Origin of the sequence: Bradyrhizobium sp. SZCCHNS3016 (assembly GCF_032484535.1) — a bacterium.
Classification (GTDB): Bacteria; Pseudomonadota; Alphaproteobacteria; order Rhizobiales; family Xanthobacteraceae; genus Bradyrhizobium.
The window spans coordinates 812624-824777 of sequence record NZ_JAUETE010000001.1 but is presented as its reverse complement, the minus strand read 5'-3'; the positions used below and the strand labels follow the sequence as shown (position 1 = coordinate 824777).

At 64.6% G+C, this 12154-nt stretch carries 8 protein-coding genes; 5 read left to right on the top strand and 3 right to left on the bottom strand.

All coding sequences use genetic code 11. From position 1 onward, the window contains the following. Positions 1–94: 94 nt before the first annotated feature. Positions 95–1300 (bottom strand): alanine--glyoxylate aminotransferase family protein, encoded by a 1206-nt coding sequence (locus QW881_RS03960; protein WP_315756111.1) that lies wholly within the window; start codon positions 1298–1300, stop codon positions 95–97. 128 nt (positions 1301–1428) lie between these two features. Between QW881_RS03960 and QW881_RS03955 the strand changes: the two genes are divergently transcribed. The 5 genes from QW881_RS03955 (at position 1429) to QW881_RS03935 (ending at position 7507) form a co-directional block, all read left to right on the top strand. Next, complete coding sequence (locus QW881_RS03955; RefSeq protein ID WP_315756112.1) at positions 1429–2187, top strand: GntR family transcriptional regulator; 759 nt, start codon at positions 1429–1431, stop codon at positions 2185–2187. A gap of 112 nt (positions 2188–2299) precedes the next feature. After that, positions 2300–5254: an FAD-binding and (Fe-S)-binding domain-containing protein gene (locus QW881_RS03950; RefSeq protein WP_315756113.1), complete on the top strand. Its 2955-nt coding sequence runs from the start codon at positions 2300–2302 to the stop codon at positions 5252–5254. A gap of 165 nt (positions 5255–5419) precedes the next feature. Next, positions 5420–5848 (top strand): GlcG/HbpS family heme-binding protein, encoded by a 429-nt coding sequence (locus tag QW881_RS03945; RefSeq protein ID WP_315756114.1) that lies wholly within the window; start codon positions 5420–5422, stop codon positions 5846–5848. Between the two features lie 205 nt (positions 5849–6053). Beyond that, entirely contained in the window at positions 6054–7058 is a 1005-nt protein-coding gene (locus QW881_RS03940; protein ID WP_315756115.1) for an SDR family oxidoreductase, read from the top strand. A gap of 86 nt (positions 7059–7144) precedes the next feature. Further along, the gene (locus QW881_RS03935; RefSeq protein ID WP_315756116.1) at positions 7145–7507 is read left to right on the top strand and encodes a VOC family protein; all 363 of its coding nucleotides are present in this window, start codon (positions 7145–7147) and stop codon (positions 7505–7507) included. 1 nt (position 7508) lies between these two features. Here the strand turns inward: QW881_RS03935 and QW881_RS03930 are convergent, their stop codons facing one another. Together QW881_RS03930 and QW881_RS03925 are read right to left on the bottom strand one after the other, a co-directional pair. Further along, positions 7509–8384, bottom strand: a complete 876-nt coding sequence (locus QW881_RS03930) for a GNAT family N-acetyltransferase (protein WP_315756117.1) — start codon at positions 8382–8384, stop codon at positions 7509–7511. A 258-nt stretch (positions 8385–8642) separates the two neighbouring features. Beyond that, positions 8643–11969 (bottom strand): autotransporter domain-containing protein, encoded by a 3327-nt coding sequence (locus tag QW881_RS03925; RefSeq protein WP_315756118.1) that lies wholly within the window; start codon positions 11967–11969, stop codon positions 8643–8645. Positions 11970–12154: the final 185 nt, after the last annotated feature.

Below are 12154 nucleotides of genomic sequence, written 5' to 3'. Positions count from 1 at the left end.
CTTCGGGCTGACATCCCTCAGATGCACACGAATCCCCTTCTCCTGTGCAGTGCGGCATAGCGGGACGTCCCAGCTTGCTGCACGCGATTTGGCCTCATTTCACCGCAGCCAGATGGCGCGGCGCATTGCCCTCCAATGGCTCTTCAAGCAGCGCCATCGCGGCATCGACGCCGCCGGCACGATGCGGCACGCCGGCCGCACGCAGCCCCATCTCGACACCGCTCAGCGCAGCCATCAGGGTCAGCGCGTTGCACTCGCCGAGATGGCCGATGCGGAACACCTTGCCCGCGACCTTGGACAGGCCCGAACCGAGTGACATGTTGTAGTTGTCGAGCACGACCTGACGGAACTGATCTGCGTCATGGCCCGGCGGCATCAGCACGGCGGTCAGCACCGGAGAGAAATCCTTCGGCTCCTGGCACAGCACCTCCAGGCCCCAATGCTCGACGGCGGCGCGGGTCGCGGCCGCAAGCCTGAGGTGGCGCGCGAACACCTGATCGAGACCCTCCTCGAGCAGCATCGCAATCGCTTCACGCAGACCGTAGAGCAGGTTCGTCGCCGGCGTGTAGGGGAAGAAGCCGTTCGCGTTCAGCTTCAGCATGTCCTCCCAATCCCAGAACGAGCGCGGCATCTTGTTGGCCTTGGCAACAAGGCGCGCCTTGTCCGAGATGGCGTTGAAGCCGAGCCCCGGCGGCAGCATGAAGCCCTTCTGCGAGCACGACACGGCGACATCGACCTTCCACTCGTCGAATCGGAAGTCGGCCGAGGCGAGACCAGAAATCGTGTCGACCATCAGCAGCGCCGGATGCTTGGCGCGGTCGATCGCGGCGCGCACCTCGCCGATCCGGCTGGTCGCGCCGGTCGAGGTTTCGTTGTGCACGACCATCACCGCCTTGAGCCGATGACCGGCGTCGGCAACCAGCTTCTCCTCGATGACGGCAGGATCGACGCCACGGCGCCAGTCGCCGGGAATGAAATCGACCTCGATTCCCCACCGCGCCGCCATCTGCCGCCACAGCGTGGCGAAGTGACCGGTCTCGACCATCAGCACCTTGTCGCCCGGCGACAGCGTGTTGACGATGGCGGCCTCCCAGGCGCCGGTGCCCGAGGACGGATAGATGACTACCGGGCTCGTGGCCTTGAAGATCGCCTGCGAGCCGCCGAGCACGGCCTTGCCGAGTTCGGCGAACTCGGCGCTGCGGTGATCGATCACCGGCATGTCCATCGCCCGCAGCACCCGCTCGGGCACCGGACTTGGGCCCGGAATATGCAAGAAATGACGGCCTTGGGGACGGGTCACGACAGAGCTCCAGGCGACGACGGCATTCTGGCACCCATGATTGCATTCAATCATTAAGCATGCAAGGGATTAAACGTATTCACAAACAAGGTCGACCACATCTGTAACTATCGCTACAATGGGGTGAGATGAATTCCACGATTCCCGATATCGAGACGCCACCATTGGCAGATCCAAGTGGTCGACCTGCGCCTGCGCGGGACGAGACCTCGCTGCATGACGAGATCCTGGCACGGCTGCGCGACTACATCGTCGAGGGCCACGTCGCCGACGGCGGACGCCTGTCCGAGCGCCAGCTTTGCGAAATGCTGGGGGTGTCCCGCACTCCCTTGCGCGAAGCGCTCAAGGTGCTCGCGGCCGAAGGCCTGGTCGAGCTGCTGCCCAATCGCGGCGCTCGGGTGCGCCCGCTCAGCGCCGCCGACATCCACGAATTGTTCGACCTGATGGGAGGCCTGGAAGGGCTCGCCGGCCGCCTCGCCTGCGAGAAGATTTCGGATGAAGCGATCGAAAAAATCGAGCAGTTTCATCATGATATGTACGGGTTTTACATGCGGCAGGACATGCAGGGCTATTTCCGCATGAACCAGCTCATCCACCGAGCGATCGTGGATGCCGCCGCCAACGCCACCCTTCACGCGACCTATGAGAGCCTGGCGGGCCGCATCCGGCGGGTGCGCTTCTCGGCCAATTTCGCCCGCAAGCGCGAACGCTGGAGCGAGGCCATGCGCGAGCATGAGCTGATCCTCGACGCCCTGCGCCGGCGCGCCGGAAGCGAGCTGTCCGACATTCTGTTTCAACATCTGCGCAACAAGGGCGCCGCCGCGATCGCCTACTTCGGCGAGAGTCAGCCGCCAACGGCGGGAAGTAAGCCGGACAAGGTCGAATGACGACCGAGATTGCGCAATTTGCATGCAATCAGATTGACGCAATTGTAGAAATGAATGACACGGGGCTCAAGAGCGCCCGCCAGACGACAGCCGGGTCCGACCAGGGATCACCATGCCGAACGCCAAAGCCGGTCCGTCCAGGCTCGAACAGAAGCTCCGCGCCGAGATTGCAGGCGGCGTCTTCTTCGACCGCTTCAGCCGTGGCCGCTACGCCACCGACGCCTCGTTCTACCAGGTCATCCCGGCCGGCGTGGTCGTGCCGCGCACGATGGACGAGGCACTGCGTACGCTCGCCCTCGCCCGCGACGACGGCCGCATCGTCACCCCGCGCGGCGGCGGCACCTCGCAATGCGGCCAGACCGTCAACGAGGGGATCGTCGTCGACTTCTCCAAGCACCTGAACCGCATCGTCTCTCTCGACGTCGAGGCTCGGACCTGCGTGGTCGAGCCGGGCATCGTGCTCGACGACCTCAATCGCCAGCTCAAGCAACACGGCCTGTGGTTTCCCGTCGACGTCTCGACGGCGTCGCGTGCCACGATCGGCGGCATGGCCGGCAACAATTCCTGCGGCGGCCGCTCGCTGCGCTACGGCACGATGCGCGACAACACCATCGCGATCGAGGCGGCGCTCGCCGACGGCACGCTGGCGCATTTTGGCGAGGTGCCGCGAGACCTTCGTGACGTCAGCGCGCCGGACAGCGCTCACGCGCTGTTTCGCGACATGCTTGCGCTGGGCGAGCGCGAGGCCGCGGAGATCGCCGACAAGTTTCCCAAGGTGCAGCGCCGCGTCGGCGGCTACAATCTGGATGCGCTGACGCCGCGCAACGCCGCCAACAACCTGGCCCATCTGCTCGTCGGCTCCGAAGGCACTCTCGCCTTCTCCACCCGCATCGAGCTCAAGCTGTGGCCCCTGATCCGCACCAAGGTGCTCGGCGTCTGCCATTTCGGCAGCTTCTACGCGGCCATGGACGCGGCTCAGCACCTTGTGAAGCTGAAGCCGATCGCGGTCGAACTGGTGGACCGCACCATGATCGGACTTGGACGCGACATCGCGATGTTCCAGCCGGTGATCGCCGCCGCCGTGCGCGGCGACCCCGACGCCATCCTGGTGGTGGAGTTCGCCGAGGAGACAACGGACGAGAACCTCGCCAAGCTGAAGCAGCTCTCCGAGCTGATGGGCGACCTCGGCTTCGCCTGGAGCAACGAGCCGCGCAAATGGGGCGGCGTGGTCGAGATCACCGACCCTGCCCTGCAGACCGCGGTCGCCGACTTCCGCGCCGCCGGCCTCAACGTGATGATGTCGATGAAGGAGGCCGGCAAGCCGGTGTCGTTCGTCGAGGACTGCGCCGTGCCGCTGCCGCATCTCGCCGACTACACCGCACGGCTCAACGATGTGTTCGCGAAGCACGGCACGCGCGGCACCATGTATGCGCACGCCTCCGAAGGCTGTCTGCACGTTCGCCCGGTGCTGAACCTGAAGCTCGAGAAGGACGTCAAGGCGATGCGCGCCATCGCCGAGGAAGCCTTCGCCATGGTGCGCGAATACAAGGGCTCGCATTCCGGCGAGCACGGCGACGGCATCGTGCGCTCGGAGTTCCACGAACAGATGTTCGGCAGCCGAATCGTCGCCGACTTCAAGGAGGTCAAGCAGCGCTTCGACCCCGGCAATGTGCTCAATCCCGGCCGCATCGTCGATCCGCCCAAGATGGACGACCGCTCGCTGTTCCGCTATCCGCCGGACTATCGCATCGATGATCTCAAGACCGTGCTCGACTGGTCGGCCTATCCCGGCGCCGCCGGCGGTTTCCAGGGCGCGGTCGAGATGTGCAACAACAACGGCGCCTGCCGCAAGCTCGACGGCGGCGTGATGTGCCCGTCCTATCGCGCCACCCGCGACGAGAAGGATGTCACGCGCGGCCGTGCCAATACGCTGCGGCTGGCGATCTCCGGCCAGCTCGGTCCCGGCGCGCTGTCATCCGACGAGATGATGGAGACGCTGAAGCTGTGCGTGTCCTGCAAGGCCTGCCGCCGCGAGTGTCCGACCGGCGTCGACATGGCCAAGATGAAGATCGAGGTGCTGGCAGCGCGGGCAACGACGCATGGTCTCACGCTGCGTGACCGGCTCGTCGCCTACCTGCCGCGCTACGCCGATCTCGTCGCCCGCGTCGCGCCGCTGGTGAACCTGCGCAATCACAGCGCGCCGCTGCGCGCGCTGATGGAGCGCGTGACCGGCATCAGCGCCAAGCGCAAGCTGCCGGCGTTCCGCGGCGACACCTTCCGCGTCGACGCCGAGGCATTCGGCCCGGAGAACGGCCGCGAGGTCGTGCTGTTCGGCGACACCTTCAACCGCGTCTATGAGCGCGAAAATCTCGACGCCGCGCTGCGCGTGCTGATCGCTGGCGGCTATCGCGTCTACGTTCCCAGACCAGCCGATGGCGGGCGGGCGCTGTGCTGCGGCCGCACGTTCCTGTCCGCCGGTCTGGTCGACGAAGCCAAGTCCGAGCTGCAGCGCCTGGTCGAGACCTACGCGCCGTTCGCAGCGCGCGGCGTGCCGATCATCGGCCTCGAGCCGAGCTGCCTGCTGACGCTGCGCGACGAGCTGCTGTCGCTACGCGACGACGCCACCGCGAAAACAATCAGCGCACACGCGCTGCTGCTGGAGGAATTCCTTGCGCGCGAGGCAGAAGCCGGCCGGCTCGCGCTGCCGCTCGCCCCCCTGCCCGGCAAGGCGCTGCTGCACGGCCATTGCCATCAAAAGTCCTTTACCGCCTTCAAGCCGGTCGAGCAGGTGTTGCGGCTCATTCCCGAACTCGAGGTTGAGACGATCGAATCCTCCTGCTGCGGCATGGCCGGCGCCTTCGGCTACGGCGCCGAGACCTACGCGGTCTCGCTACAGATGGCGGAGGCGTCGTTGCTGCCTGCGGTACGCAAGGCAGAAGCTTCGACCTTCATCGTCGCCGACGGCACCTCCTGCCGCCACCAGATCCAGGACGGCGCCGCCCGCGGTGCCGTTCACGCCGCGCAGCTCCTGGCGATGAGCCTGGAGCGGACGCAGATGTGTTCTTGATTCACGAGGTCGGAACGCCGCGGAGCATGATCTCAATGTTCGTCATTGCGAGGAGCGAAGCGACGAAGCAATCCAGACCTTTTCTTTCACCCTGGATTGCTTCGCTTCGCTCGCAATGACGGATGACCTAGCCAACTTGGCATCACAAAGCACAAGGACACCGACATGGCCGATCTCTCGCTCGACACCGCCCGCAAGATTCTCGATGCCACGCTCGCGAAGGGCATCGAGAAGAAGCTCAAGCCGCTCGCCGTGATGGTGCTCGACGCCCGCGGCTGCCTGAAGGCCGCCGCCGCCCAGGACGGCACCAGCCTGATGCGGGCCGAGGTCGCGCATGGCAAGGCTTATGGCGCGCTGGCGCTCGGCCTCGGCTCCCGCGCCCTGTTCCAGCGCGCCCAGGAGCAGGCCTATTTCATCGACGCCGTGAACACGCTGGCCCAGGGCCGCATGGTCCCGGTGCCCGGCGGCGTGCTGATCATGGACGGCACGACGCTCGTCGGCGCCGTCGGCGTCTCCGGCGACAGCTCCGACAATGACGAGATCTGCGCCGTCGCCGGTATCGAGGCCGCCGGCCTCAAGGCCAATCCGGGCTGAGCTTCGGTCGCACCTGCAAAGCTCAGCGAGCTTTTCCGTCCCACAATCTCCAGGGGGCTGGCCGCCCTCTCGGGCCTGATCGATCGCGCGTCGAATTCCACGGCTCAGATCGCGGCTGACGGAGAATTCATTCGGCCGGCCTGACCGGCCCGAAACATTGCCGGCCGCCGCACGTTTGTATGACGGGGCGCGTGGAGAACCGGACATGCCTCGCAGACGAACTCGCACCATCATCATCACTGGCGCCTCCGCCGGCGTCGGCCGTGCCATCGCGAACCGCTTCGGCGAGGCCGGCGATCGCATCGGCCTGATCGCGCGCGATGAGCATGCGCTGCGCGACGTCCAGCGCGAGCTGCAGGCGCGGTTTGCCCATGCCGAATACGAGGCGGTGGATGTCGCCGACGCGCAGGCGCTGTTCGAGGCCGCCGAACGGCTCGAGCAGCGCCTGGGTCCGGTCGACATCTGGATCAATGACGCCATGGAGACGGTGTTCTCGACCGTGGCCGACATCACGCCGGAGGAGTTCCGCCGCGTCACCGAGGTCACCTATCTCGGCTTCGTGCACGGCACGATGGCGGCGCTGCGCTCGATGCGCCGGCACGGCGAAGGCCGCATCATTCAGATCGGCTCGGCGCTCGCCTATCGCGGCATTCCGCTGCAGGCGGCCTATTGCGGCGCCAAACATGCGATCCGGGGCTTCACCGACTCGCTGCGTGCCGAGCTGATGCACGAGCGCTCAGGCATCACGCTCAGCATCGTCGACCTGCCCGCGGTGAACACACCGCAATTCGACTGGGCTCGCGCGCACCTTGCGCATACGCCACGACCGATGGGTCGGCCGGTGGAGCCCGAGGTGATCGCGGACGCCGTCTATCGCGTCGCCGACGGCGGCTTCCGCGAATATTGGATCGGCTGGCCGACACTGCTCACGATCCTCGGTAACGCCGTCGCGCCCGCTTTGCTCGACCGCTACCTCGCTGCCAAGGCGATCGCCGGGCAACAGACCGACGTGCCGCTGGTGCCCGACCGCACCGACAATCTCGATCACCCGGTGACACGCCTGCACCGCACCCGCGGCTCCTTCAGCCAGGGCGCGGCGCAGCGGGCGATGCTCGTGCCGGGGGATGTCGCGCGCGCGGCGACCATTGCGCTCGGCGCGGCGGTGTTCTTCGCGCTGGGCGCCGTGATGAGCCGGCGGCGCTGGCGCTGAATTCGTCACGACCCGGCCGCCCTTGCATGCCAACTGTGATCTGAGCTTCTCTATGGCGCGGCTTCCACACGGCGAGGAGCGCCTCCATGACCATCGAGAGCATCAGCGCGATTACGATTGCCACCCACGACATGACGCGCGCGGTCGCGTTCTATCGCGCGCTCGGCTTCGACGACATCGCCCATGGCGGCGCCCACACGTCGTTCACGAGCTTCCGTGTGGGCTCGGGCTTCCTCAACCTGATCGCCATGTCCAGGGAGAAGCAGTGGAGCTGGTGGGGCCGCATCATCTTCCACGTCGCCGATGTCGACGCCGTCTACGCCAAGGCGCTGGCTGCTGGCTTTGCCCCCTCGACCACGCCCTGCAATGCCGAATGGGGCGAGCGCTATTTCCACCTCACCGATCCCGACGGCCACGAACTGAGCTTCGCGCGGCCGCTCGGACGGTGAGTTAGCCGAGTTCGAAGGTGGTGACACCGAACACCCGGTCGATCCGAAGCGGTTGGATCAGCCCGGTGTACATGCGCGCGGTCTCGAACACCGGCTTCAGGCCGAGGCTCTCGGCGAGCGCCACCGCCTCCGGATTGATCGCGGGCACGTCGAGGAACACCTCGGAGTCGCCGGCTGCGCTCAGCAGCGCCGACACCACGGCCTCGGCATCAGCACGCTTTTCCGCAATCAGCGGACCGATTTTGTAGCCGGCATGGCACGGACGGATCACACCCCAGGCGGCTAGCGTACCGTCGCGGATCAGCGCCCGGCCGACATGAACGGGCGTGTCGATCCAGGCCCGCAGGAATGCCCGGCGCGGGGCGGGAAATACGGTCGCATCTGACGCTTCGATGTCGGAAAGCGGCACATCGGCAAGAGCGACGATACCTGATCGATCCGCCGATTGCAGCAAGGCGGCGGATCGCCCCCCGTAGCGGATATTGGCATACGCGTAGCTGAAGCCGGATTTCCGATAGTTGTCCTGCTGCGCGACCACGCCATCGAGTCCGACAATACGCGATCCCGCATGCGCCATCGCCGCCTGCCAGAGCCGCAAGCCGTAGCCGCGCCCGCGCAGCTCGGGACGCACCATGTAGAATCCGAGAAAGGCGAACCGGTCGTCATAGTTCACGCAGGACACGGTCGCGACCGGCACGCCGTCGCGCTCGGCGACGATGAAGCCGTCGGGGTCGACCTCTGCGAAGCACGTCGCATCGGACAACCCGGGATTCCACCCCTCGGCTGCCGCCCAGTCGATCGCGAGCCCGATCTCGTCCGGCCGCATCGGCCGGATGTACAGGCCATCAGCGTCGGGATGTCCGGCGGATCGTGTCATGTTCCCCTCGATCCGAATGCCGCACCATCCGTCAATCATGACGCCGCGCGAACCTCAGGGCAACCTGCGTGGCCAATACTGCTGTGAGGTTTCAGTCTCGAATGATGATCGCCCAAGCACGCTGTTCATCTGCTGCAAGGACAAGCCAGGCGGCACTCAAATGTGCGCTGCGCATTCGCAGCCAAATGATAGGCAGGTCTCGATAAGACGCTGATCGCCTCGCGCATCCGCTGTCCGGATATCTTTCCCCAGATAGAGCTAGAATTGAACTTTGATGTGCCCCTCGATCGAGTGATCCTGGCTGCTCCTCGAAAGATTGCCGCGATAGGACACTCCCATGACAGTATTGGCGCTTGTGCGCAGATCCAGGGCGGTCTGCACCAGGGCGGCATCCCGAGCGAGCGGCAGCCCTGCAATGTCAAATGCAGCGCCGGTGCTTCTGAAAAGCAGGTGGTCTTCCGGCTTGAGCTGGCCGAAACCGTGTTGCCAAGCGAGCGATGCTGACGGCTTGAGCGCCATTCCGTCCGATAATGCAATCAGCGCCGACGCGCGCGCTCCGATCGTCGTATAACCTACGTCCTCCTCGCGCGATGAGCCGGAAAGTGCGGCGACGTCACCGGCCTCATCGAAGCCATTGGTATGGAGATGGATCCAGGACCAACCTGCAAATGGCTCCACAACAGCATCCGCGAGGTTCAGATCATACCCAATCTCACCAAATAGTTGTGAGCTGAACGCGCCATAACGCCCGGTCGCCCGTTCGAGAAAACCCGGATAGCTGATCGAGCGAGCGCTCCCAATCGTGCTGAAGCTCAGAAGTGCCCCCGAGCGGACGTTCCAGGCACCCACCTCAAAGCCAGTATAGACGGCTAGATATGCGCTATCGATATCGGCCGAGCTCGCACGGGCATCGATGCTCGTCCTCGAATTGGTGTAGCCGACCGCGACGCCTGCCCGCCAGTTGTCGCCCAGCCGCCCATCTACTCCGCTGAAGAAACCGCTCAGGCGTCGGCTCATACCAGCAGCATTGCCGTCACCATGAGCCATGCCCCAAGCCCCCACTCCCTGAGCCCACCAGCCAATACCCCGCGATGTGGACGCGTTGGCCGACGACGGAATGATGCCGGTGCGGAGAATGCGCCTGTCCGTATCGGCGGCGTAGGCCAGATGCTTCGGCGAGGATAGATCGACATCGCCGTAGATCACGGCTGGACCACCGGAGCCGAAACTCGCAAACGGCCCAAAACGGTCCTCAAAGGAAGTTTGACGCAAGCGTCCGAGGACGGCGTCCCGGGCGTAATAACCGTCTTCGACGAGGGACGTCCGTGCGCTGGCATGAAGTTCGCCCGACAGCGCGTCGAACGCCTGTTGCGCGCCGGGCGCCGTCTGGAAGATCACGCTGCCAAAGAGCCGGCTATCCGGCGAGCTTTCCTGGAGAGCGGTGGCTACGGCCAGCTGGTTTTCCGTCCGCGCGACGCTCGGAAAGAACGTCGACTGGGTCAACGAGAGGAACACGTTGTTGGCATCATAACTCAGGCTGGGAAACAGGAACGCAGAGTTACTGCTCACCCCAGAGAAGGCACCACTGATGCCATCGGCGGCATTGAGGATATTGTAGGTGGTACGGAAGGCATAGGCACCGTTCTGCGGCAGGACGACGACATTGCCATTGAGTCTTGCCGTGCCGGTCGCCACGATCCGGTCTGCCGCCCCGGTCGCGTTGGTCTCGACTTCGTAGGTGGAGCCAGAGGCAAAGGATACGTCGCCAGAGACATTAAGCGTCCCGATCGCATTGCCTGGAGAAACGACTCCCCTGCTCGCGACAGCGAGGCCGCCGATCGTGCCATTGCCCATGAGCCGGGCCCCGGAGTTGACGAACACGGTCGATGCGAGCTCCCCTGTGACGTCCAGTATCCCGCTGTTGATGAACGTCGAGCCTGTGTAGCTATTGTGCCCGCTCAGGACGAGCGTGCCACTGCCGTTTTGCTCGAGGGCACCAGAGCCTGAGATCGTTCCACCGAAGGTGTAACCGTCGGAATGATTGAAGGCCAAGATTCCGTTGTCGATCACGTCGCCGACGATCGAGCCGCTGGTACCGCCATTGCCGAGTTGCAGTGTGCCCGCGCTGACGATGGTGCCGCCGGTATAAGTGTTCGCACCGGAGAAGATGGTGGTGCCGGAGCCAAGCTGTTGGAATGTCCCGGTGCCCGAAATGATGCCACCGAACGTGTAGCTGTCGGAACGATTGATCGCGAAGATGCCATTGTCGTTGACGTTGCCGCCGATCGAACCGGCGCTGCCGCCATTCCCGAGTTGCAGTGCGCCGCTATTCACTGTGACTGAGGTGTTTGGCATGTTTCCGTCGACCTCAAGCAGGCCGTCATTCACGGTAAAGCTGGAGATGAGCGGAGTGGTGCCGGTAAGCGTCCAGTGGCTGCTGCCCTCCTTGAGAAACGTCCCGAAGCCCTGGTATTGCAGGCCGGCACCGATCGTTGCGACGTTGAAGCTCGCTGTACCAGTGCCGCCCAGTGCAAGGGTGTCGCTGCCGCCGCCGAAAACGTTGCCGTTGATCGCAGCGGTTGGATAAAGCTCAAGCCGGTTCGCCGAACCATGAAACCGAACGGCGCCGCCCGCACCGCCATTTAGCGTACCGGCCACAGTGAGAGTGGTAGGGCTGACGACGAAGCTCGATGTATCGATGGCGAAGCCATCCGCTCCCGTACCATTCGAGGTCACGTGGCTTCCGGCGCCGATCGCAATCGCAATTGATCCGCTCGTTCCGCTTCTCGCATATATGCCCGTCGTATTGGTTCCTGTGACGTCGCCAGCGACGGCGATCTTTACCGCGCCATTGCCATCGCTCCGCGCGAAGATGCCGCTCTCCTGGCCGCTCACGGTAGTTCCGGCGGCTGTGGTCACCGTGACATCTGCGTTCCCTCTCGCGAGAAGAGCGAAATCGCTGCCGGTCGTGCCGGCGGCCGTGACGTCACCGTTGACCGTCACGGTCGTCGATCCAGTGCCATAGTTGCGGCTCAGAATTCCGTAGCGCGCGCCGCGGACGTTGGAACCTGCGCCGGTTGTCACGGTCAGATCAGTGCCGAAATTGATCGCCACGATTCCCCGCGATACCGCGGTTGTCCCCGTGCTTACGACATCGCCGTTGGTCGTGATGCTGAGCGCGCCGGTGCCCTGGTTGCGGCCCCGAATGCCGTAGTTGAGGGCGGTGATATCACCGTTGGTATTCACTGTGATGCTGCCCGGAACGCCGGCTGTCGTCGTCATATTGAGTCCGTTACCGGCGGTCGCGGTAAACGGAGAGAAGTTCGTATCGGTGTATGAAAGGTTGCCGGCGCCGGTGATCGTCAGAGCATTCGAGGAGACGGTCGTAATGCGGAATCCCGATAGCGCAGTCACGTGAGCGTTGGCGCCCGAAATCGTCTGGGCGATGCTGGCACCCGAGCATTCCCAATTGGAACCGCCCACATTGGCGCAAGCCGCGTAGACCCGGCGGCTATAGCCGAAAACTGCGCCCACCAGCATCGAAGACGACAGCACCAACTGCCGGCATGGAAACCTGTCGGACAAGCGCCGCCCTCCTCCTTTGGGCTGGGAAACTCAACCTTTATATGTCAAAAATTGCTAGACAACCAGAAGATGATGGCACATCGACCAAAAAGTCTTAAGCCGTTCCCGTCTTTCGAGGCACTCTCCTAGGCCGCGCTGAAGAGGCCTGCCTCTTGTCGGGTTCACCGCCGTTTGGAGAAGCATCC